The 24,496-nt window shown below is 35.0% G+C and carries 23 protein-coding genes; 6 read left to right on the top strand and 17 right to left on the bottom strand.

Going from position 1 to position 24,496, the window contains the following annotated elements; genetic code table 11:
- Nucleotides 1-293: 293 nt before the first annotated feature.
- Nucleotides 294-608: a metal-sulfur cluster assembly factor gene (locus MKY04_RS05445; protein ID WP_126296182.1), complete on the bottom strand. Its 315-nt coding sequence runs from the start codon at nt 606-608 to the stop codon at nt 294-296.
- 53 nt (nt 609-661) lie between these two features.
- The gene (locus tag MKY04_RS05440; protein WP_126296183.1) at nt 662-1,426 is read right to left on the bottom strand and encodes a prolyl oligopeptidase family serine peptidase; all 765 of its coding nucleotides are present in this window, start codon (nt 1,424-1,426) and stop codon (nt 662-664) included.
- Between the two features lie 218 nt (nt 1,427-1,644).
- On the opposite strand from MKY04_RS05440, the gene MKY04_RS05435 reads away from it, so the two are divergent.
- Both MKY04_RS05435 and MKY04_RS05430 read left to right on the top strand, forming a co-directional pair.
- Complete coding sequence (locus tag MKY04_RS05435) at nt 1,645-2,451, top strand: Cof-type HAD-IIB family hydrolase (protein ID WP_346235491.1); 807 nt, start codon at nt 1,645-1,647, stop codon at nt 2,449-2,451.
- A gap of 85 nt (nt 2,452-2,536) precedes the next feature.
- Entirely contained in the window at nt 2,537-3,388 is an 852-nt protein-coding gene (locus MKY04_RS05430) for a DegV family protein (RefSeq protein ID WP_126296185.1), read from the top strand.
- Nucleotides 3,389-3,465: 77 nt separating this feature from the next.
- On the opposite strand, the gene MKY04_RS05425 is transcribed toward MKY04_RS05430, so the two are convergent.
- The 7 genes from MKY04_RS05425 to MKY04_RS05395 all read right to left on the bottom strand — a co-directional run bounded on the left by MKY04_RS05425 (nt 3,466) and on the right by MKY04_RS05395 (nt 9,373).
- On the bottom strand, nt 3,466-4,641 hold the full coding sequence (locus MKY04_RS05425) for an acyl-CoA dehydrogenase family protein (RefSeq protein WP_221766343.1): 1,176 nt from the start codon (nt 4,639-4,641) through the stop codon (nt 3,466-3,468).
- Between the two features lie 44 nt (nt 4,642-4,685).
- A complete protein-coding gene (locus MKY04_RS05420; RefSeq protein WP_126296187.1) occupies nt 4,686-5,222 on the bottom strand; it encodes a MaoC family dehydratase in 537 nt (178 codons plus the stop codon).
- Between the two features lie 21 nt (nt 5,223-5,243).
- Nucleotides 5,244-6,392 carry a CaiB/BaiF CoA-transferase family protein gene (locus MKY04_RS05415; protein ID WP_346235490.1) on the bottom strand — a complete coding sequence of 383 codons (1,149 nt, stop codon included), beginning with the start codon at nt 6,390-6,392 and terminating at the stop codon, nt 5,244-5,246.
- Nucleotides 6,393-6,410: 18 nt separating this feature from the next.
- Entirely contained in the window at nt 6,411-6,890 is a 480-nt protein-coding gene (locus MKY04_RS05410; RefSeq protein ID WP_126296189.1) for a PaaI family thioesterase, read from the bottom strand.
- Nucleotides 6,891-6,927: 37 nt separating this feature from the next.
- Nucleotides 6,928-7,491, bottom strand: a complete 564-nt coding sequence (locus MKY04_RS05405) for a Fe-S-containing hydro-lyase (protein ID WP_126296190.1) — start codon at nt 7,489-7,491, stop codon at nt 6,928-6,930.
- A gap of 12 nt (nt 7,492-7,503) precedes the next feature.
- Complete coding sequence (locus MKY04_RS05400) at nt 7,504-8,349, bottom strand: fumarate hydratase (RefSeq protein WP_126296191.1); 846 nt, start codon at nt 8,347-8,349, stop codon at nt 7,504-7,506.
- A gap of 166 nt (nt 8,350-8,515) precedes the next feature.
- A complete protein-coding gene (locus tag MKY04_RS05395; protein WP_346235489.1) occupies nt 8,516-9,373 on the bottom strand; it encodes a CoA ester lyase in 858 nt (285 codons plus the stop codon).
- Between the two features lie 153 nt (nt 9,374-9,526).
- Here MKY04_RS05395 and MKY04_RS05390 point away from each other — a divergent pair, with 153 nt between their 5' ends.
- From MKY04_RS05390 to MKY04_RS05375, 4 genes are all read left to right on the top strand, one after another.
- The gene (locus MKY04_RS05390; protein WP_246020503.1) at nt 9,527-10,192 is read left to right on the top strand and encodes a GntR family transcriptional regulator; all 666 of its coding nucleotides are present in this window, start codon (nt 9,527-9,529) and stop codon (nt 10,190-10,192) included.
- A 624-nt stretch (nt 10,193-10,816) separates the two neighbouring features.
- Nucleotides 10,817-11,854 carry a DctP family TRAP transporter solute-binding subunit gene (locus tag MKY04_RS05385; protein WP_346235488.1) on the top strand — a complete coding sequence of 346 codons (1,038 nt, stop codon included), beginning with the start codon at nt 10,817-10,819 and terminating at the stop codon, nt 11,852-11,854.
- A gap of 66 nt (nt 11,855-11,920) precedes the next feature.
- Nucleotides 11,921-12,412, top strand: coding sequence for a TRAP transporter small permease (locus MKY04_RS05380; RefSeq protein WP_346235487.1), 492 nt, complete (start codon nt 11,921-11,923; stop codon nt 12,410-12,412).
- Nucleotides 12,393-13,664: a TRAP transporter large permease subunit gene (locus MKY04_RS05375; RefSeq protein ID WP_346235486.1), complete on the top strand. Its 1,272-nt coding sequence runs from the start codon at nt 12,393-12,395 to the stop codon at nt 13,662-13,664. The genes MKY04_RS05380 and MKY04_RS05375 overlap by 20 nt, the downstream gene beginning before the upstream one ends.
- A gap of 275 nt (nt 13,665-13,939) precedes the next feature.
- Here MKY04_RS05375 and MKY04_RS05370 read toward each other — a convergent pair whose 3' ends face one another.
- The 8 genes from MKY04_RS05370 to MKY04_RS05335 form a co-directional block, all read right to left on the bottom strand.
- Nucleotides 13,940-15,730, bottom strand: coding sequence for an oligopeptide ABC transporter substrate-binding protein (locus MKY04_RS05370; RefSeq protein WP_126295471.1), 1,791 nt, complete (start codon nt 15,728-15,730; stop codon nt 13,940-13,942).
- Between the two features lie 323 nt (nt 15,731-16,053).
- Complete coding sequence (locus MKY04_RS05365; protein ID WP_346235485.1) at nt 16,054-16,956, bottom strand: ABC transporter permease; 903 nt, start codon at nt 16,954-16,956, stop codon at nt 16,054-16,056.
- A 27-nt stretch (nt 16,957-16,983) separates the two neighbouring features.
- Nucleotides 16,984-17,946, bottom strand: coding sequence for an oligopeptide ABC transporter permease (gene opp4B / locus MKY04_RS05360; protein WP_346235484.1), 963 nt, complete (start codon nt 17,944-17,946; stop codon nt 16,984-16,986).
- Nucleotides 17,947-17,959: 13 nt separating this feature from the next.
- Nucleotides 17,960-18,892: an ATP-binding cassette domain-containing protein gene (locus MKY04_RS05355; RefSeq protein WP_346235483.1), complete on the bottom strand. Its 933-nt coding sequence runs from the start codon at nt 18,890-18,892 to the stop codon at nt 17,960-17,962.
- On the bottom strand, nt 18,873-19,898 hold the full coding sequence (locus MKY04_RS05350) for an ABC transporter ATP-binding protein (protein WP_126295467.1): 1,026 nt from the start codon (nt 19,896-19,898) through the stop codon (nt 18,873-18,875). Before MKY04_RS05350 ends, MKY04_RS05355 begins: the two co-directional genes overlap by 20 nt.
- A gap of 282 nt (nt 19,899-20,180) precedes the next feature.
- Nucleotides 20,181-21,641: an alpha-amylase family glycosyl hydrolase gene (locus MKY04_RS05345; protein ID WP_126295466.1), complete on the bottom strand. Its 1,461-nt coding sequence runs from the start codon at nt 21,639-21,641 to the stop codon at nt 20,181-20,183.
- Nucleotides 21,642-22,699: 1,058 nt separating this feature from the next.
- On the bottom strand, nt 22,700-23,065 hold the full coding sequence (locus MKY04_RS05340; protein WP_126295465.1) for a YisL family protein: 366 nt from the start codon (nt 23,063-23,065) through the stop codon (nt 22,700-22,702).
- 261 nt (nt 23,066-23,326) lie between these two features.
- Nucleotides 23,327-24,229 (bottom strand): fumarylacetoacetate hydrolase family protein, encoded by a 903-nt coding sequence (locus MKY04_RS05335; protein WP_126295464.1) that lies wholly within the window; start codon nt 24,227-24,229, stop codon nt 23,327-23,329.
- Nucleotides 24,230-24,496: the final 267 nt, after the last annotated feature.

Genomic DNA, 24,496 nt, shown 5'->3' with positions numbered 1-24,496 from the left:
ATGCAAGGTATTCATTTATAAAAATAAATTAACTGCTTTTATAACAGTTTTTTATCTTCCACTAAATGGTCGTTAAAATTTGACCCTTGTAGAATAGGAAAAACTCCTGCTTAAACAGGAGTTTTAATCGATCTTTTTTATAAACGACAAGAGAAATAATAAAAGGAAGCTTTTCAAGATTCCGAAAAGCTTCCTTTTTTAAGCTATATTTAAATGCTCTGTAGTGGTCACACAAACTTCATGATTTCTCTTAAAAGTGGTGGTTTCCAAAACATTTTTAGACATACGATTTTTTATCGAATGCCTAATGCCATTTTTGCATAGCGTGACATCATATCTTTTGACCAAGCAGGCTGCCAAACGATATTTACTTCTACATCTTTAACCTCTGGCAGTTCACTTAGTGCTGTCTTCACCTGATCAACTATGACTGGGCCAAGTGGACAGCCTAATGAAGTTAACGTCATTGTAATTGTAGCTAAGCCCTCTTCATTTAAATCAACATCATATACTAAACCTAAGTTTACAATATCAATACCTAACTCAGGATCAATTACATTTTCTAAGGCACCTAAAATACTTTCTTTCATTTCTTCACTAATTGCCATTTTTGTTTCCCCTTTCTTTATGTTGTTAACCATATCATATCAAACGAAATAACTTATGCCAAATGTTGAGAAATCCACTCTGTTATTGCAAGCACACCTTCTCTCGGAACTTTATGCCCATCTTTTGGCGATTCGATAAATTTCAAACGCTCTGGTTTTTGCTCATAGTATGAACTCAATTGCTGATAAAAATGATATGTATTTTTAAATGGTACAGTCTCATCTTTATGTCCATGCCAAAATAGAACAGGTCGATTGTTAAAGCGATTTGGATCTTTTGTTATATCAAATTCGGCTAAAGTGCTCTCAATTTGTTGCTTTTGTTCATTTGTTATCGGAAGCTCTACTCCCAACGATTTAAATTGATCAATTTGATAATTTGCCAGCTCAATATAACCTGGTGCACCCATACAAATTACAGCAGCCTGGATCCAATCATATTTTTTCAAACAGCCAGAAGTGGCGATTCCACCCATAGAGGTTCCTGCTACACCAATATTATTTGAAGCTAACATGCCTCTCAGTTGCAATTCTTCATATATTTTCTGCACTTCTTTAATCGTTTTCACAACAATTTCCCAAAAATGCATATTCATTTTCATTTCAGAAAGGTTTTCCGTTCGGCTTCCGTGTAGGTGTGCATCCGGCATAATGACACGAACACCTTTTTTAATTAGTTGATATGCATAATGCAAATTATGCTCTTTTGCACTTAAAAAACCATGTAGAAAAATAATAACAGGCGTATGTTCATCCATGTCATTATCATAAACATGTAATAACGGAATACCTTGCCACATATCATCTTGAACATGCATTTTCATCCACTCCTCTAGTTTACCTAGTTATAACTGAATAATTTTTGTTGAAAAGTTCTTTTAGCTAATATTTTCATCTATTGTAGAAAAGACTAATCATAGTATATCTTATCACTGGTTAAAATTTTTTGCTGAATGGAGAAATGCAAAATACAAAATTTTGACTAAATTTATCCAGAAGGATAAAATCAGAAAGATAGAGAAAGGAGAATTCCTTAATGAAACAACATTTAATCGTATTAGATTTAGACGGCACTTTATTAACAGATGATCAAAAAATTTCTGAAAAGACAAAAACAACATTATTCAAAGCAAAAGAAGCTGGACATCAGGTGATGATTGCGACTGGCCGCCCATATCGAGCTAGTCAGTTGTATTACAACGAATTGATGTTATCAACTCCTATCGTAAACTTTAATGGTGCACTTGTTCACCATCCAAAAAGTAAAACGTGGGAAACAGTGCATACTCCAATTGATTTAAGCGTTGTATACGATGTTGTAGACTCCGTAGATAAATATCAATACGAAAACTTAATTGCAGAAGTTATGGATGATGTATTTATACATGTTGAGGATAAAGCAATGATGGACATTTTTAAAATGGGCGATCCTAAGGTGACAATCGGAAATTTAAGAAATAACCTAAATGAAGATCCTACAAGCTTGCTTATTCACGCTGAAGAATCTAATGTCCCCCTGATTCGTGATCATTTAGAAAATGTTCACGCAGAACTTATTGAACATCGTCGCTGGGGTGCACCATTCCATATTATTGAAATTGTTCGCAAAGGGTTGAACAAAGCTGTAGGTATTTCTCTTGTTGCAAAGGATATGAATATACCTCGTGAACGAATTATCGCTTTTGGTGATGAAGATAACGATTTGGAAATGATTGACTATGCTGGAATCGGCGTAGCAATGTCAAATGGAATTGCTGATTTAAAAAACATTGCCAATGAAGTAACTTTGAGCAACAATGAAGATGGTATAGCCAAAATTTTAATAGAAAGACTAAAATTATAAGGACGATATGATTGGAAGTACTCGTATTTCCTCATAACCTCACCATAGAATGAACTGCATAATCGTTCAAAAGGAGGTATTGAAAGTGAAATTATTTACAGACAGTGGCTGTGACTTGCCAAAAGAATTTTTTGATGAGGAGGATGTGCAATTATTTTCGCTAAGGGTTGATTTTAATAATAAAAATTACAACGATATTATAGATATTGACCCAAAATCCGTTTATGACGGAATGCGTCAAGGAGCTGTCCCGAAAACTTCGCAAGTCTCTCCAGAAGTGTTTTTAACACATTTTGAGGAATTAGCAAAAAATAACGAGGAAGGGTTATATATTGCCTTTTCATCTAATTTGTCGGGTACATATAACACGGCAGTAATGATTGCTTCACAAGTACGCGAGCAATATCCTCAATTTAAACTAAAAATTATCGATTCAAAATGCGCTTCATTAGGTCATGGCCTCCTTGTAAAAGAAGCAGTTAGACTTCGCAATGAAGGGCTGTCGCTTGATGATTTGGCTTCCCACATCAGCAATATGGCAGAACATATGACTCATCTATTCACAGTAGAAAATCTGGATTATTTAGCCCGCGGAGGTAGACTTTCTAAGTCAAGTGCATTTATCGGTGGATTATTAAGTATTAAACCAATTTTACATGTAGAGGACGGAAAATTAATTCCTCTAGAAAAAATACGAGGCCGTAAAAAAGCCATAAATAGAATGATTGAAATTATGGCAGAACGTGGTGGAGACTTTTCAGCCAAAACGGTTGGAATTAGCCATGGAGATGATTTAGAGTTTGTACAGGAAGTTCAATCATTAATACAACAACATCTACATCCAAAGGCTTTTGTCATTACTACAATTGGTGCGGCTATCGGAGCTCATTCAGGGCCCGGTACAATCGCAATTTTCTTTACGGATAAAGATTATTAAAAAACTTCAAGTTGCTCCTTTTTAGAGCGACTTGAAGTTTTTTTGTTTGGCAGATAAATTTTTAAAATTTATTCAAATTAATAGGATTTTGGCATCCCCAAAACATTTTGACCTAAGAAGGCAAGAATCATATTGTTGTTTACAGGGGCTACTTGATACATACGAGTTTCACGGAATTTACGCTCAATATGGTATTCATCTACAAAACCATAACCACCAAATGTATTAATACAAACATTCGCTGCCTCCCAGCTTGCCTCTGAAGTAAGAAGCTTCGCCATATTTGCTTCTTCCCCACATTTCTCATTCGCATCAAATTTACGAGCTGCCTCATAACGCAGTGCATCCGCCGCTTTTACAGACGCATATGCACGGGCGATTGGGAATTGAACCCCTTGATTTTGACCAATTGGACGATTAAATACTATCCGTTCATTCGCATAACGTACAGCTTGATCAATAAAGAAGTACGCGTCTCCAATTGCTTCAGCGGATAATAAAATACGCTCTGCATTCATCCCATCTAATACATATTTGAAGCCTTTTCCCTCTTCTCCAATTAAGCTATCAAAAGGAACTTTCATTTTTTCATACCATACTTGATTTGTCGCGTAGTTAAACATTGTACGTACTTTTTCCGATTTGAATGCACTAGGCTGTTTTTCGCGAATTTCACGTAGGTCAATTAAAAATAAACTTAATCCCTGTGATTTCTTTTCACCTACTTGGTCAATTGGAGTTGTACGTGCTAATAACATTAATAAATCTGTTTGTAATACCCGACTAGTCCAGTTTTTATGTCCGTTGATGATATAACCATCTTTAGTTTTTTCTGCAAATGTTTCAATTGCAGATGTATTGGAACCTGCCTGTGGCTCTGTTACTGAAAACGCTTGAAATCTGATTTCACCAGCAGCAATACCAGGCAAATATTTTTGTTTTTGCTCTTTTGAACCGTGTTTTAATAATGCACCCATTGTATACATCTGTGCATGGCATGCAGCTGCGTGCCCTCCTGAACGATGTATTTCCTCTAGAATAATGCTCGCCTCTGTAATGCCATAACCTTTACCGCCGTACTCTTCAGGAATAAGTACTGACAAATAGCCCGCTTTTGTTAAAGCGTTTACAAATTCATATGGATATTCTCGCTCTATATCAAGTTGCTTCCAATAGTCGTTAGTAAATGTCGAACATAATTCTCTCACTTCATTACGTAAAGATTCGGTATCCACTTTAACCTTAGTTGTCATATTTACCATCCCCCACCATTAAATATTTAATATTGTATCCAATTTTAGTTTTTAGAATCTTTGTCTAATACCTTCTGCAATAGTTCATTTGCAGCATCAGGTGCATGATCTCGCTTATAAACCATCATCGTTCTTAAAAACTCTATAACTATTTTACCCTCTTGATTATATCCATAGGTTTTAACTTTAATAATCCCTACATTTGGGCGAGATTTTGATTCACGCTTTTCTAATAACTCGCTGTAAGAATAAATTGTATCCCCTTCAAATACCGGATTTGGTAAACGAATTTCATCCCAGCCAAGGTTAGCCATAACATTTTGAGAAATATCAGTTACTGATTGTCCTGTTACCAACGCAACTGTAAACGTTGAGTCAACTAAAGGTCTACCGAATTCTGTTTGAGCTGAGTAAAATTCGTCAAAATGAATTGGATTTGTATTTTGAGTTAATAATGTAAACCAGATGTTATCAACTTGTGTAACTGTTCTGCCAAGTGGATGCGGATAAATGTCACCTACTTCAAAATCTTCATAAAAACGACCTTTCCAACCTGATTTAATTTGCTTATTGTTATTCATTTAAATACACCCCTTTAATATTTATTGGTTTATAGTTATGTTTAACTCTTCTAATATTTTTTCCGTATGCTCTCCAACCCTCGGTATAGCCCCCATTACCGGCTCTATCCCACTAATTGTTGCTGGAGGTAGAAGTGCTTTAATCGGACCATTAGGTGTGTCTACCTCTCTCCATCTATTACGAGAATTTAATTGAGGATGATTGAAGAATGAACTCATATCATTTAAACGAGCATTTGCTATTTGAGCATGATCTAAACGTGAAGTTAATATTTCTGTGGTGATGTTATTAAATTCATTTTCTATTAACTTTTTCAATTCTTCTTTATGCTGATTGCGTTTAAAATTACTATCATATTTTTCATCGTTGGCTAATGTAGGATTTTCTAATACTTCGCAACAAAATCTTTTCCATTCTCTTTCATTTTGTATTCCCAAGAAAACTGATTTTCCGTCACCACATCGGAAGGGACCATAAGGATAGATGGTTGCATGACTCGCACCTGTACGAGGTGGTTCTTCTCCACCGTATGCTGCGTAATACATTGGATACCCCATCCACTCTCCCAGCGCTTCCAGCATAGAAATATTTAAAATGGAGCCCTTGCCTGTATGTTGACGTTGTATTAATGCTGTTAAAATTCCACTATATGCATACATTCCTGCGCTAATATCAGCAATGGATATACCAGCTTTAGAGGGAGTGTCTTCAGTCCCCGTAATTGACACTAATCCTGCCTCACACTGAATTAATAAATCATATGCCTTTTTATCTCGATAAGGCCCACTATTTCCATAACCAGAAATACTACAAATAACTAATTGAGGAAACTTCTTTGTTAACTCTTCGGGGTCAAATCCTAATCGTTCAATAGCCCCTGGTGCTAAGTTTTGAATAAAAACATCAGCTTTCTTTAATAATTTTTTTAATATCTCTTTCCCTTGTTCGGTTTTTAAATCAATTGCAATTGATTCTTTTGATCGATTAGTCCAAACAAAATGGCTTGATTGTCCATGAACAGTCGTATCATAATTTCTCGCAAAATCACCAACTTCGGGTCTCTCTACTTTTATCACTCTTGCACCTAAATCTGCTAATTGCCTGCTTGCAAAAGGTGCAGCGACTGCCTGCTCTAAACTAATTACTGTGATTCCCTCTAACGGTAACATACGCACCCCTCCACTCCTCTATTTAGAATCGATAAAAAATGTTCCAAAAGCTTTTGCCACTAAGTTATTATTCTCGTTGTATATTGAGCATTCCGCGACTGCCGTCCTACTCCCTAGGTGCAAAATTTCAGATTTCCCAACAACATAATTTCCTTTTGCCTTACGAATATAATTCATTTTCAGTTCAAGGGTAAATACATCCAGATTATCACCTAACCGATGCATGATATCTTCAGCAATTACTACATCTGCAAGTGTGTACAGGGCACCTCCATGGGCATTTCCATAACGATTGCTATTGTTCGTTCCTAATAACATTTTTGCGCTAGTCTGGTCCAACCAGCTAATATTTAAAAAGTGTCCTAATAAATGATACGGTCTTGTTTTAATCTTTTTATAGGCTTCTAGCCAGCTTGCTAGATTTGCATAGTCTAAATCATTAAAGGAATCGGTAATCTCATCTATAATTCTTTCATTTAATTTTCGAATAAATATCACCTTTTACTTATTCAATTTCGTATAAACATCTATATTTTCAATTAATCTCCTCAGCTTCTCTGAATGCTGCAACACCTAATTCATAGTAGTCTTGCCCAGTTGCATCATTAATGACGATTAAAGGCATATTTTCTACTTCTAATTTACGAATCGCTTCAGTTCCTAAATCTTCATAAGCAACTACCTCAACACGTTTTATGCATTGGGCAATTAATGCCGCTGATCCCCCAATTGCTGCAAAATAAATCGCTCTATTATTTTTAATGGAACTCTTAACCTCATCGCTTCTATACCCCTTACCAATCATCCCCTTCAAACCCAAGTCAAGTAAGGTAGGTGTATACTTATCCATTCTTTCACTTGTAGTTGGACCTGCTGAGCCAATGACTTGATTGTCTTTCGCCGGTGTAGGTCCTACGTAATAAATTACTTGATTAGTAATATCAAAAGGTAAAGCTTTTCCTGCTAGACACGCTTCATACATTCTTTTATGTGCCGCATCTCGCGCAGTATAAATTGTTCCGCTTAGTAAAACTGCATCTCCAGCCTTTAAATTTTCTATTATCTCTGCAGTAAGTGGTGCAGTTATATGAATTGGCATTCGAAGTCCCCCCTACAGAACAGCTTCTTTATGTCTGCTAGCATGACAATTTAAGTTGACCGCTACAGGTAAAGCAGCAATATGACAAGGCTCAATTTCAATCTTTACATCTAATGCTGTTGTTGATCCTCCCATTCCTTGTGGCCCAATTCCTAGCCTATTAATCTCTTTAATAAGCTCTTCCTCTAACTGGGCAATATCGGATAATTGACTCCGAACACCTATAGGTCTAAAAAGAGATTTTTTCGCTAAATAGGCACAACGTTCAAAATTCCCACCTATTCCAATTCCTACTACTAATGGTGGGCAGGCATTAGGACCGGCTACTTTGACAGTTTCAAGGATAAATTGTTTCACGCCTTCTAATCCATCTGATGGCTTTAACATCTTAAGCGTACTCATATTTTCAGCTCCTCCACCTTTTGCACTCATATGCAACACTAGCTGGTCTCCTGGAACTATCTCGATATGCACAACTGCTGGGGCATTATACATTTCCGTTTTCTGTCTTGTTAACGGATGATTAATAATTGAACTTCTTAAAAAGCCTGTTTGATACCCTTGGGCAACTCCTTCATTAATAGCATCTATTAAACTTCCATCAACAATATGACAGTCCTGGCCTAACTCTACGATAAATACTGCAACACCTGTATCTTGACACATCGGAACACGGTTTTTTGTCGCTAATGCTGCATTATCTAACAATTGATTGATAATCATCTTGCCTGTGTCAGATTTTTCAGTTTGCTTTGCGTTTTGGAAAGCCTCTATTACATCTTCCCCTAAATCGTAGTTGGCAGATTGGCACATGTCGGCAACTTTACTAACAATATCTCGATAATGAATTACTCTCATTGCAGATCCCCTTTTCCATTGTTTGAGAATAAAATATTGTACTTACTCTTCTCTTAAATATTCCACCAATTCAAAATGCCTCCTTCCATACCCACCAAATAGAATTATGCAGTAGATGTAAACCGGCATTGATTTCACACTGTTCTATTCAAAATGTTAGCAGTTGTCAATTATTATTCCCGATCTTATTTTGTCTTGATAATATTCTTTTAGCCTGTTTATAGACCGGGTAATCAATCATTTTCCCCTCATAAGATATAGCCGCTTTACCATTTAACAAGGCTTCTTCAAATAATTGAACAATAGTTTTAGACTGATTAATTTCTTCTTCTGAATGCTGATATAATTTATGTAGTAATTCAATTTGCTTTGGATGAATTAATAGTTTAGCTTTCATCCCTAATTTTTTAGCATTTGTAACTGTCTCGATAAATCCTTCCTCGTTATTAAAATCAATATAAGGACAATCTATTGGGCTTTCGATACCAGCGGCAGCTGAAGAATTAATTAACATTGATCTTGCAAATAAAAGTTCAGTTTCTTCTTTTGATAGTTCTACACCGATATCTAATGAGTAATCAACAGAACCAAATGCTAAACGTTGTATAGAATGATGTGATTTCGCTATTTCATAAGCATTTAAAACCCCTTTAGCACTTTCAATTAACGGAATTATTGAAAAATTTAAAATGCATTTTTCCTCAGCAAAACGAGTTAACTGTTCAATGTCTTCTTTAGATTCACACTTAGGTAACATAACACTGTTAATATTAGCTTTATATACCGCTTCTAAATCGGATTTCCAATGTTCTGAATCTATTCCATTTATTCTAACGCATAATTCCCTTTGCTGAATATTAACTTCTTTATTGATAGTTAATAATAATTGCCTTGCATTTTCTTTTTCATCTTCAGCAACTGCGTCTTCTAAATCAATAATGACAATATCTGCATCAGATGTAATCGCTTTCTTTATTACTTGTTCTTTTGCCCCTGGTACAAATAAATACGATTGTAAAGCCAAAAAAGCACCCCCTATTTATCGAATATTATATATTGTATCCAATATTTAATTCAATAAAATTTTTATAATTTTTTTAATTTAAAGTTGATGATAAAATTAAATTGATTAAATATTATATCCAATATCAAAGATACTTTATGGAGGCAACAAGATATGTCAATGAATTTAAAATTAGACGCACATGATTTAGAAACTATACCTGTAAAAATCTGTCGTGTACTTCGAGAAGCGATTATAAAAGGTGAATTTCAACCAGGAGAACGTTTAATTCAAGATGAATTAGCAAAGTCTCTAGGAGTAAGCCGCATGCCTATACGTGAAGCAATCAAGCAATTGGAGGCAGAAGGTTATGTCACATTAGAACCCCACAAAGGAGCAATTGTTAGGGAATTTTCACTGAAGGAACTTGAAGAACTCTACTTTCTTCGTTCGAAGTTCGAGACTTTAGCTGTAAAAGAAAGTTTAAAATTTATTAATTCCAATATTATACAAAAACTAGAAAACTTAATTGAGGAAATGGATCAAACAAAAGAAATAAGTAAATTTGTCGAGTTAAATATTATGTTCCACAATCTTTTAATTAAAGATTGTCCGTGGGAAAAATTAAATTCCTTCATAAAAAACTTATGGACTGGATTCCCCCAACAAACTCCACACTTACTTCCAGACCAAATTGAAGTGTCAAAACAGGAACATAAAGCAATGGTAGAAGCGATTAAAAACAATGATCATCAATTAGTTTGCGATATATTGGAAAAGCATATTACTCGCGCTGGTAATCAGGTTTTAGAAAACATAAAAAATAAAGAAAATAAGTAAGGCTTGTAAAAGGTCCTTGCTTATTTGCTGTCAACAGTCACTCCCCCTTCCCTGCTTTATACAACATTGAAATATATAATCATAGAGCTAACTGAATACTTAAATTTTCATTTTAGAAGAAGATTTACGTCATTAGGAGTATACAATTCTTAAATAAATTTGCTAATGAAATAAAGTAATAGGTGAAATACAAAATTTATTAAAGAGGCTTGTGAACAATGAGTTTACAAGCTTTTTTAATACTTAAAGCACTATCAATCACTTACATACCATAAAAACCAAAATGTCCAATATGACCATAATATTGTATATTCTTATCATTCTATTATTATCAAATCAATCTAAATTTTCAGTATTTTGTAGAAAATCCGAATCATATAAAAGAAAATTTTGAAACTTATTGTATCCATTATCCAAATAAATTGTATCCATTATCCTAAATTCTTACTAGAAATCGAAGACATCGTTGTCCAAAGAAACTCTTCCAAAGACTACGATGAAATGAATGCGCTTTCTTGTATGAATTTAAAATCTATAACTAGGACTTGTCCTATGCTTCACTATCAACTTTGGTTATTAAGGGAGTAGCTCTCTTTTAACAATAAACACTTAGGGGGAAAACAAATGAAGAAATGGCTTTTACTAACAATCATTAGCGCACTCGCACTAGTATTAGCAGCATGTGGTGGAGGAGAAAGCGAAGGCGAAGCACAATCAAGTGAAGAATATACGGTAGAAAACCCGTTTATTATTAAATTTTCTCACGTTACGGCAATTGAAAGTGTAAAAGGTCAAGCTGCTGACAAATTTGCTCAATTAGTTGATGAAAAAACAGAAGGAAAAGTTAAGGTGGAAGTTTACCCTTCTTCACAGTTATATGGAGACAACGACGAATTAGATGCATTAGCATCCGGTAACGTACACATGATCGCTCCATCTGTAACAAAAATGGTGAAAATTGACCCACGTTGGCAATATGTTGACATGCCATATCTTTTCGAATCAGATGAACATGTTCAAGCATTCTTTGATTCAGAAATTGCACAAAGCTTAATGAACTCTGATGCATTAGCTGCAAATGATATTAAAGGGTTGGCATTCTGGCCAAATGGCTTCAAACATTTCTCAAACAATAAACATCCATTAGTAACTGTTGATGATTATAAAGGTTTAAAATTCCGGGCACAAGCTGGACAAGTATTAGAAGCACAATTTGAAACTTTAGGCGCTGGTTCCGCAACAATCGCATTCGGTGAAACTTATGCAGCACTTCAACAAGGTACAGTAGATGGCGCTGAAAACCCATACAACAACTTCGATACGATGAAATTTTATGAAGTTCAACCTTATTTATCTACAACTCAGCATGGTCGTGTTGATTATGCAATCTTTGTAAACAAATCATTCTGGGAATCAATTCCTGCTGATCTTTTAGCACCTGTTGAAGAAGCTCTTGCTGAAGCAACTACTTTTGCACAAGAATTAGCAGCTGAAGAAAATGCAAAATCTTTAGAAAATATAAAAGCTTCTGGTGTTGTAGAAGTTTATGAAATGACACAACAAGAACGCGATGCTTTAAAAGAAGCTTTACAACCTGTTTATGAAGAGTTTGAGGAAACAATCACACCTGAATTAATCGAGGGAATTAATGCTTTAAAATAGTTTTATTTTGAGTGCCGATTATTCGGCACTCCCTCTTTATTTAATCTAAAAGGAGTGAGACTAAAAATGCTACAGAAAGTTTGGACGTACCTTGAAGAAATAGCATCTGGGGTTTTCTTTGCAATTGGTATCTTTTTAATTTTCTACGGAGTTATTATGCGCTATGTTTTGAATGACCCGCAAGCTTGGGTTGAGGAAGTAGCACGCTACGCTATTATTTGGGGCACGTTTTTAGGATTTGGTATGGCTTTAAAGCACAATCAACATATTCAAGTTGATATCCTATTCGATAAATTAAATAAACCGATGCAATTTATACTAAATATTGTAGCGACAACTTTAAGTATTATCTTCTGCTTAATTTATACATATTACGGATTCGTACTTGTAGAAAATCGTTACACATCTGGAATGGTATCACTAGATGTAGGGATTCCTATGTGGGTTGTTTACTTAATCTTACCAATTTCAGGAATACTATTTTTACTTCGTTTCATCGAGAGATTCGTAAACATTCTGCGTAGAAAGGGTGAAGAATATGCTAACCCTCTTAATTAGTTTCTTCGTATTAGTATTTTTACGTGTTCCTGTTGCCATTAGTTTAGCATTATCTACTATTTTCGTTCTATTTATGTCCGATTTTAATATGAACATGATGCCGCAGCGTATGTTTACGGCTCTCGACTCCTTCCCTATGATGGCCATTCCGGGGTTTGTACTCGCTGGGGTTATTATGGCTCGCGGCGGTATTTCAAAATATTTAATTGAAGCATTGCGTTCATGGGTTGGCCATTTACCCGGTGGACTTTCAGTTGTTACGATTTTAGCCTGTGCTATCTTCGCAGCGATTTCAGGTTCTTCCCCTGCAACGGCTGCTGCAATTGGTTCAATCATGATTCCAGCGATGCTGGCTGCTGGGTATGATAAAAAATATTCTTTAGGGCTTGTAGCTGCTGGGGGTACGTTAGGTATTTTAATTCCTCCAAGTGTACCGTTAATCATTTATGGTATTACTTCAGAAGAATCGATTGGTCAGCTATTCATGGCTGGGGTTATTCCTGGACTTGGTTTAACAGCCGTTTTAATTATTGCGGCCATTATTTATGCGAAACGAAACGGCTTCAAAGGTGATGAAAAGACTTCATGGAGTGAACGTGGGCGTAAATCATTAAAAGCAATCTGGGGTGCATTTTTACCGATATTAATTTTAGGTTCCATTTATTCTGGTGCAGTTACTCCAACGGAATCAGCAGTTGTAGCGGTTGTTTATGGTCTTATTGTTTCAGCCTTTATTTATCGCGAATTAAAATGGAGAGATCTTCGTCCTATCTTTGTAGAATCTATTAACGTTACAGCCATGATCTTCCTTATTATCGGCGCTGCTTCATTATTTGGTTTGTACTTAACGAATGAACAAGTTCCACAACAAGTGGGTCAATGGATTTCTGAGAGCGGTATGAATAAGTGGACATTTATGATTATCGTCAATATCCTATTCTTCATTTTGGGGATGTTCTTAGAGGCTGTATCGATTATTTTAATTGTACTTCCTATTCTTTTACCAATCTTAGCTCACTTTGATATAAACTTATATCATTTCGCTATTATTATGGTAATCAACTTAGAGCTTGGTATGATTACACCACCTGTCGGATTAAACTTATTCGTCGTAAGTGGTATTGCAAAAGAAAAACTTGGGGTTGTTGTTAAAGGGGTAATTCCATTTATTATTCTTATGATTGCATTTTTAGCATTAGTTGTTTTATTCCCGCAAATGTCGCTTTGGTTGCCATTTGGCAATGGTGAATAAAGTGAGAAAAAAGGCAATTTACCGTCTGATTTGACAGTAGGTTGCCTTCACTTCGTATATCACGAAAAAGTCAACTGTTCAGTAAGAATCGCTTAAATAAAGCTTTCAATTGCCTGTTTATTTTATCCTAATGACTAAATGTATGTATCCCCTTCTAGTCAGCTAACATCTCCAAAAATTTCAATCTAGCTCTAAAGCATCATCCTATACTCAAACTAAAAAAGATGACCCGTAGCTAATAAAATAACTATGAGTCATCTATAAAAAACATTACATTATTTCGAAGCAATTGGCTCTTCAGCTACTAATTCTATTTCGTGCAGCTCAGTCGGATTACTATAATCAATACTATAATTTTTTACCCGCTTATTAACAGGATAAATTTCATATCGGAATTGCATTGGAATCATTGTTGCAACATCTTCTAAATGCTGTTGAAATGCACGGAACTGTTGTGCACGGTATTTTTTATCAAACGATTTAGCAGAATCAATATTTTTAATAGTTGTTTCCAAACTCTTAGAAGTATAACGAGTGAAGTTATATTGGTCAGTTGCACCAAATAATCCTGCCGGTGAAGGGTTCGTCCCCGTTCCCCAAGCACCCATGAAAATATCAATTTCTGGATCATCAGCTCGTACTCGATCATAGAAAGAGTTGAACTCAATCAAGCGGTCTGAAGTTAACGTTACATTTAGTCCAATATCCTTCCAATTTTGAATATAGTAGGCAATTATTTCTTCTTGTGCCGAATCACCTGATAGTGCAGCTAGTTTAATTTCTAACTTTTTCCCATTTGGATCTTCACGTAATCCATCGCCATTAACATCAACATAACCAGCATCATCTAATAAACTTTTTGCTTTCTCTGGATCATAGTAATAACCCTTTAAACTTTTATCATAAAACGAAGCAAATGCTGGTGGAATTAATGAATTGGCACGTGTACGCAAATTATGATAGAACACTTCAGATACTTGTTCGATATCTAAAGCATAGCCCATTGCTTGACGTAATTTTTTATTGCCCATTTTTGAACCGTTCATATTCGTTTCTACTTTTTTAGCTTCGTAGTTATACTTCCCAACCTTAAAACCGAGGTATGAGTAATACAATTCTGGTCGCCCTAAGACGTTAATATTGTTGTAATTTTCTATTTCCGGCATTTTTGTTGCATTAAAGCCCATGACAAGATCATAATTACCTGATCCTATTGCAACTGAAATAGAACTTGATGGAACAATTTTAATAACAACGCCGTCAAGTTTTGGCTTACCTTTCCAATAATACTCATTCTTTACAAATTGCACAGATTCACCTGGAACAATTTTTTTGAATTTAAATGGACCTAACGTTACGGGATTTTTTCTTACTTCATCTGACTCAATTAATTGATCGATAGGAATATCAGCTATTTGATGACTTGGTGCAGCGTATGTCCATAGACCATCTCCGCCTGAGTATATAGCAGGAGATAACTGTTTAAAACTAATTTCTAAAGTTTCATCATCAATTTTCTTAATGCCAGAAATAGTTTTCGCCTTTCCAGAATGATATTCTTCAGCGCCGACAATATTTTGGAATGAAGAGTCATGACGTACACCTGTATAGGACGGATGACCGATGATTAAATATGGCAAAATAACATCTTCAATTTTTAATGGTTCTCCGTCAGACCATTTTACGCCGTCGCGTATTTTTATCGTTACTTTTTTATTTTTTTGATCAACATCCATTGAAGCAATGCCTTCATCTGTAATTAAAAAATCACCATCTACTTCAAAAATAGAATTTGATGCCCAGCTCATAATATTAGCATCATAACCATCCTCATAAAGCTCCCAGGAAAATACTCCTTTGAAAGGTTCATCCTTCACGATGGCAACCTGAAGTGTCCCGCCTTTAATAGGCTCTCCCTTATTGGAAACTGATACATCAAATAAATCCTCTGTAGTTTGTTCTTTTGCTGCTTCCTTGCTTTTTATTTTATCGTCTCCTCTACATGCTGCTAATACGAGTAGTATTGAAATTAATAAAACTAGTAATGACCACCTACGTATTCTCAATGTACTTCCTCCCTTTTTGTATGATTATCCGTGACTAGTATTCCAACATTTATACGAACTACAAGAAAAGCGGAAGCGCCCTGCTTAGCATTGTGACAATTCTTGCTGCATCCATTTATCTAAAAGCGTGGCGCACATCATGTAATCTCCAAGAGGATCGGCATTAACTCCAAAAAACCTTTGTTTCAAATTCTGCACTAGTTACATCCATGAAAATCGAAAACGAAAAACGATAATCTTTTACAGCTTTAGCCCGAGGTACGCTAAAATAACTTCAATATGCTGGGACTGGAGCTAAGATAATTTTCAAGTTTATTAAAAATTTAACCAAAGCGTTGACGCGAATCAGCAGAACGTCTTAGCGCTTGTCCAACATAATTGATAGCAAGCATCATCAATAAAATAAATAAGGATGCCGGAAGCCATACCCACCAATATTGTTGTATGACAAGAGGATTATTTGCATGGCTAACTAATGTACCAAGAGATGGTGTTGTCGGCGGCAAACCAAAACCTAAGTAGGATAGCCCCGTCTCGATTCCCACGTTGCCAGCAAAATTTAATGTTAATTCAACAATAATAATGGAACTTAAATTTGGTAATATCTCTCTTACGATGATGACAAAATCATTTGTACCAAGTGTTTTTGATGCTTGTACATAATCACGTTTACTTTCTGACAGCACTTTGGAACGAACAAGCCTTGCAGTACCTGTCCATAGAAATAAGCTCATAATAAATACAAAAGAACTAATTGAATATTTCGGAACAATTGTAACAAATACAATAATTAACATTAGAGAAGGAATGGTAATGAAAAAATCGATGATTCGCATAAACAAATTATCAATCCATCCTCCAAAATACCCGCATATTAAGCCAACGAAAATACCAAAAATTCCAGTTATAAGTGTGATTGACATTGCAATTATAATAGAATTTTTCGCACCTACAATTATTTGTCCAAGTATATCTTTCCCACCTTGATCAGCTCCTAAAAGGAACTTCCCACTAGGCTCGGCATAATTATCTTTAAGGCTTATGCGCATTAACGCCTCTTGATCGATAATAAAATAAGCTCCTATAAATACCGCAACAATGACTGTTACTAAAGAAATAAAGGAAAACATTGCGATTTTATCTTTCCTAAACTCTCGAAAAATGACTTGAATACCAGTTGGAGGAGAGCTTTTATATTTTTTCTTTCGTTTATATTTCTTATTCATACTTTCAGCAAACCTCCTTTACATTCCTTATTCAATCCTTATTCGCGGGTCGACAATGCTCATAATAATATCGGATAATAAACTTCCTAAAAGTGTTAAGAAACCATATAACATGACAAGAGCTGTAATAACACTATAATCACGTGAGGAAATGGATGAAACAAATAACTGCCCCATTCCTGGGTAGCCAAATATTGTTTCTATAAAAATAGAGCCCCCTAATAATCCGGTGATTGTAAAGCCTAAAAATGCGGCGATTGGCAGCAAAGAATTTCGAATAATATGCTTTGAATATACTTTTCTCGTCGGTATTCCTTTGCTGCGAGCTGTTCGTACAAAATCCATTGCTTTCGTATCAATTATTTCAGATCGCAAATATTGAATAACGCCCGTTGTTCCAAGAATTGCATAAGTAATAGCTGGCAATATAATATGATAGCCCTTACTCCAAATGTAGCCTAGTGTACCTGGCTCATATTTGATATCCACACTTCCGCTTGTTGGAAACCATTCAAGCTTATAGCCAAAAATATAAAGAAATACGAGTGATAGTACGAATGTTGGTATTGCATACGTAAAAAAGCTGTAAAATATAACTGTTTTATCTAAACGTGAATTATGATAGCGCCCAGCGAGAATTCCTAATGGAATCGCTATGGCATAAAGTAAAATTACACTTAAAAATGATAGCCAAAATGTATTTAATGCACGTTCCCCAATTAAAGAAGCGACATCCCTTTTAAACGTATAACTCATTCCAAAATCGCCTTGAACGGCCCTAACAATCCAACGTACATATTGAATATGCCATGGGTCATTTAATCCTGCTTTTTCTGTCAATTCTTCAATTCGTGAAGGATCCGTTTCGGGTGTAATTAAACCTGTAAAAGGGTCACCTGGCATAAATTTTGCCAATATAAATATCAGAATGCTCAGTACAAATAGTTGTGGAATCATTAATAGAAAACGTCTAACAATTGTTTTCCACATGAACTGACCTCCTTTAACGTGAAGTCGTCGCTACAAAATGAGTTCTGGAAATAGGCACTAAATCTAAAACTCGACCGTGTTCATCGAAATATTTTTTATACTCTTTTTGATAATATTGTTCAACTTTTATTCGCTCACGTTTACGCTTTTCACGCCCAATCGGTGTAACTTTCGGTATAGCTGACAGTAAACGCTTTGTATAAATATGCTGTGGGTTATTGTATATGTCATATTTCGTCCCTGTCTCAACAAAACGTCCTTTATACATAATTGAAATATGGTCACACATATGTTTTACAACCCCTAAATCATGTGAAATAAATAAATAGCTTAAGTGAAATTCATCTTGAATATCTTTCATAAAATTCAACACTTGCGCTTGCACTGATAAATCAAGAGCAGATACCGGTTCATCGGCAATAATTAGTTTTGGATTTGTGGCAATAGAACGAGCAATCCCGATACGTTGTTTTTGTCCGCCGGAAAATTCATGAGGATACTTGTACCTTGCATCTTCAGGCATTCCGACAATTTCCAATAACTCGCTAATTTTACGGTTTTCCTCTTTAGGAGTTAGATTTAAAAAATTTCGTATCGGTTCAGCAATAATGTCCTGAATTCGTTTTCGAGGATTTAAGCTCGAATGTGAATCTTGAAAAATCATTTGAATGTCACGATTATAAATAGATTTTCTATCTCTTCGTTTATTTGTAATGTTCTTTCCCTTATAATAAATACTCCCAGAGGTAATTTTCTCCAAGCCAATAATTGCCTTCCCAAGCGTTGATTTTCCACAACCCGATTCACCAACTAATCCATATGCTTTTCCTCTTTCAAGTTCCATACTGACCCCATCAACTGCATAGACAGTATCAATGATTGTATTGTAAAAGCCTCCACGAACAGGAAAATGAACCTTCAAATTATTAATTCGCATAAAGCTCATAAGTTCCGTCTCCTTTAACCTTGTTGAAATGAAACTCTTTCCAACAGGTGCAACGAACGAAGTGTCCTGGTGAAATTTCATGCAATGCCGGCCGTTTCTCATGTGCCTCTTTACGAATCCAAGGAATACGGGAAGAAAAACGACAACCTAATCTCGGTAAATATTTTAAAGAAGGAACCATCCCCTCTATCGCATTTAGTCGATTTGTATAACTGTTCATTTGAGGAATCGAATGGAGCAGTGACCGAGTATATGGATGCTTCGGATAAAGAAATAATTCTTTTACAGGTGCTTCTTCTATTATTTCCCCTGCGTACATAACAGCCACTCGATTTGCTACTTCTGCTACTATACCTAAATCGTGTGTAATTAAAATAATACCCGCCCCAGTCTCCTGCTGCATCTCGACTAGCAAATCTAAAATTTGAGCTTGTATTGTTACATCCAATGCTGTAGTCGGTTCATCGGCAATAATAATTTTCGGTTTACAAGAAATCGCAATGGCAATCATTACACGCTGTCTCATGCCACCAGATAGCTGATGTGGAAATTGCCTTGAAACTCGATTCGGATTTTGAATCCCTACCTGTTTTAACAATTCTAGTACTTTTCGTTTTCGATCATGACTTGAAAACTTCGTATGATAAATTAATCCTTCTTCAATCTGTTCCCCAATCCGCATAAGCGGATTTAATGCAGAAAGTGGATCTTGAAAAATCATACTAATGTCAAGTCCGCGAATATCATTGAGTTGATCTTCTGTTAAGGTCGCTAAGTTTTTATTTTTAAATAAAATTTCACCCTGTATTCTTGTATTACTACGGTCAAACAGCCCAATTATCGATGTAGCAAGCGTACTTTTGCCGCAGCCGGATTCTCCAACAATTGCAAGAATTTCATTTTTTCGAAGAGTAAGTGATACCCCATCGACTGCATTATAGAACGATTCATTAATTCGAAAACCTATGTGTAAATCTTTAATCCTTAAAAGCACGTCTGTTTCCAAATTAACTCTCCTCTCTAGCAATTGTTTTTAAGAACGTTAGAAATTTATTTATAAATTACTATTATGATTTTAAAAAACTTGTATTACAGAACTTATAGATATTTAAAGAAAATGAAACAAAAAACTGCACATTGATGTTCTAATAACAAGTAAATTTGTTAAACATATATATTTTTATGTACATTATTTTATGAAAATGAGTTATAGCTTTAATTTCTTAATTTCTATTAAGAGTACAAAAAAATCGGCAAAATCAAATACATGATTTTGCCGATTTAACATTTAATTTTCTTGTACTCTTTGTCGTCTTCCGCGTTTAATGATTGCTACGATAAATCCAATAAACAGAATGTAGACTAATCCTAAAGCAATTACATAAGACATATTAATGCCTCTTTTTTCAGTAACCTGGAAGATTTCGATTACTTCACGATCAAGGACGATTGGATACACTCCCTCTTCGTTTACACGAATAATATCATCCTCTAACATACCGCGAATTTCTTTATCTGCTCCGATTTCCTCTTCTGGAACATCAATTCTTGTTGTTTTCCCTGTGTTATTAATGACAACAATCCATCTTTCATCATCAGAATAACGCTCAAATGCTAAAAAACCATTTTCATTTTTTAATAATTTAAAATCTCCACTTCGCAGCGTTTCGGATTTATTGCGAATCGTTTGGATATTACCAATCAAATCAACAATTTCTTTATCCGTACGGAAGTTATATAATTGATGCGCTTCTGGGCCTGCTTCACCATTCATTACTATTTCTGTTCCATATTGCATAACTGGAACACCTGGCAAAAGCAATGTTGCAGCAGTAGCAAGCTTTACCCTTGTTGGAGGATAAGCTTCAACATCCAATGTAAAACGGTCAGTATTGAGATTATCAATCATTAATTGTGTAGGAGCCTCTTGATTTTGAACATAGTTTTCAATATATTTCAATTGATTAGACGAATCCTGATCAACATTTTTATAAATATTGCGGAATATTTCGTTTGTTTCCCCGTAATATGTTGCATCAAAATTTGCATTACTATCTTCGTTTGAAATGACATAAATTTGATCATTAACGCCTTTTATAGCTTCAATCATTTCGTTTAAAAAAGAGGTATCCGCTATATCTAAATTTGTTAATCTAACTCCACCAACTTTATATGTAGAGACAAAGTTTACGATTGCTTCAATAAGTGCTTGTTGCACTTCTTCATTTTTTAAATTCCATCGAACTTTCCCATTCGAAGTACCAACTATCCAATCAGCTTTTGCAGCATCTTGTACCCATTCATGATTTTCACTCACATTCGTTAACGGAAAATCAATCATAATGGAAACACCATTTTGCTCTGCATTTTGAATTAATTGCTTCAACTCATCTGCTGTACCAAAATGTGGTTCAATTTCAGTATAGCTAGTTACCATTGAACCATCGTATTTTTCAGTTGCAAAAACAGAGCCAATAGATGCTATAGAAAAGCCCATATCTTTTTTAATTAAAGAGAGTTTTTCACCGATTCCCTTGAAGTCCCCACCTGCAAATTGACTAGGGTCTTTGGGATCTGCATTGTAATCGTTTTGTGCAGAACCATTAAAAAAACGATCTACTAGTAAATCATATATACTTTCATCTGTGATTGATTTTGTTTCTTCAGCATTTGCTACGGTTGTTGCTGTAAACGATGCAGCCAGTAATACTGATGCAGCAGTAGCACTAAACCATTTTTTGAATTTCAAAATTATCCCTCTCTTTCAAACCATACCATCGTCATTTTACCAAAAAAAAAAGATATACAGCTATCTTTTCAAGTTAAAATGACAAAATGCAACAATAAATAGGGCAAAACAGTGACAATCACGATTTTATTTTGAAATAACTCTGTCTTTTTATCAAAGATATCCAAAAAAACAATGAATTTTACGCGTTATAGGAAATTTTTACGCGGTTTTACATACTTTTTACGCGGTTTTGGGAAGTATTTACGTGCTTTCGTACAACATTTACGCGCTTTTACTGCTTTTTTACGCAACTTGGAATTTTTACGCGGTTTCATACACTTTTTACGCATTTTTTAGTAGTTTTTATGTGCTTTCGTACAACATTTACGCGCTTTTACTGCTTTTTTACGTAACTTGGAATTTTTACGCGGTTTCATACACTTTTTACGCATTTTTTAGTAGTTTTTATGTGCTTTCGTACAACATTTACGCGCTTTTACTGCTTTTTTTCGCACCTTGGAATTTTTACGCGATTTCATACACCTTTTATGCATTTTTTAACAGTTCTTACGTGCTTTCGCGCAACATTTACGCGCTTTTACTGCTTTTTTTCGCACCTTGGAATTTTTACGCGGTTTCATACACTTTTTACGCATTTTTTAGTAGTTTTTACGTGCTTTCGTGCAATATTTACGCGCTTTTACTGCTTTTTACGCACTTTGAAACTTTCACGAAATTTCACATACTTTTAGTACTTTGCTTATTCAAGTTCCTTAATTTTTTTCTGTATATCTTTCAGCTCTTTTTTCGTTAAGATGGAGTTTTCAGCAGAAAAATTTGTGGTTTTTTGTAAAAAAGCGAACAGAACGAAACTTCCCATTAAACATAGGATAAATACTAGCATTATTATCGGCAGCATTTTTTACTATCCTTTCTTGTGAACTATAAACATACTCACTTCTTATAACTACATTATAATCCCACAAAAAGAAGATGACCCAAAAGATTTAAATTAACCTTTTGGGTCAGTTTTTATAATTGCTTTATACGGCTATTAAAATAAGAGCATTGCCTAATTACGCTAAGAAATTTTCTCCCATTGGTAATTTGAAGCCATAGAATAAAACTGCAAATAGGAAAATTGCGAATAGTACCCAGAATACCGCTGTAGGTTTGTTTTTAGCTTTTCGGACTAAAACCATTTCCATCATACCAATTACTAAAATACCTAGAATGAATTTAATACCATAGTCCATACCCATGTTATAATCCATTCCTTCAATGAATAAAGCACCGCCAGTAATAATAATCAAAATATAGAATAATCGTAATGCCATGTGGATCCCTTTAGATTTTGATGCTAAAGCTGCCACAAAAAATAGTACTAATGCAATTACCCAAGTAGTAATGTGTAAATGCGTTGAGCTTGTTAAAAAGTCCATTTAGTCCCCACCTTAATTTTCTTTGTCAGCATTATCCTACCATGTGTAAGAAGTGGATTCAAATATAATAATCTCTTTTACAATATCGACACGCAATGTTCACTATTTTCAGAGAATGTGAAAAGATAAGCCCCTCTATCCTTATCCTAGTATCAGCAAATGCACCAACAATAGAATTTTGTAGAACATCAACACCCAAGTTAAACATCCCAAATAAAAAACATTGGAGGCTATTATGCACCTCCAATGTTTATAAATCAATTATTCAAATCTATTAGATAGAGTTCCAATTCCCTCAATAGAAACTTTTACTTCATCACCAGCTTTTAAAAACGTTGGTGGCGTCATTCCTTTTCCTACTCCGGCTGGTGTACCAGTTAATATAACGTCCCCTGGCTCCAAAGTTACATACTGAGATAAGATTGAAATTAATTCTTCTACAGTAAACATCATATCCTTAGTCGAACCATTTTGACGAACTTCACCGTTTACTTTTGTAACAACAGTTAACTTTTGAGGATCTGCAATTTCATCCTTTGTTACAATATAAGGCCCTAATGGACAAGTACCATCTAAACTTTTTCCTAAGAAGTACTGCTTATGTCGATCCTGTAAATCACGAGCTGTAATATCATTTGCAATGGTATAACCAAACACATAATCAAATGCTAAATTTTTAGGGATATCTTTGCCATGCTTCCCAATTACAACTGCTAATTCACCCTCGTAATCTAGCGAATTTGTTTTGTTTCCGTGAATCGGCAGCACTTGTTCATCAGCAGCAATTGAAGTAGGTGATTTTGTAAATACTAATAAATCTTTAGGCGCTGCTTTTGAACCCATTTCTTTTGCATGTTCATCATAGTTTTTGCCGATACATAAAATATTTTTTGGTGTTCTCGGAATTGGTGAAAGCCATTCTATTTCAGTAAAAGAACTTTTAAATTGTTCTACTTGGTCAGATTTTATAGCTGCTTCTACTAATTTACGAATCTGTTCTACAAAGTCAAAACCTAGTGCGATTCCATTAATAATTTCGCTTGGAAAAGAAGGAAGAACTTTTAGCTCTTTTTGAATAGCTAAAACATCCCATACCGCTTCTTCTTTTTTTACTTTCGGTCCGAATTTTACTTCTCCATTTGATTTAAACGATAAAATCTTCATAAATAATGGCGCTCCTTTTTACTTCGTTCATACGGATTCGTGTTAGGAAGGCGATCCCTCTCCCCACGAAGAAAACGTATCATTTATACCATCATACATCATATTATTTGAAAATGCTTATTTTTCCGACAACATTTTTTTTTTAAAATAAAACTTTATCAGTGGGGGTTTTTTTCCCCACTGACTGATAGTTATTGTCAAACATAAATTGTGTAATACAGAGGTTGCCACAAAAGCGATTGGCGCAAAACGTGGCGCTTTTAGTCC

Source organism: Lysinibacillus telephonicus, assembly GCF_039654155.1.
Classification (GTDB): domain Bacteria; phylum Bacillota; class Bacilli; order Bacillales_A; family Planococcaceae; genus Ureibacillus; species Ureibacillus telephonicus.
This window is presented reverse-complemented; position numbering and strand designations above follow the sequence as displayed.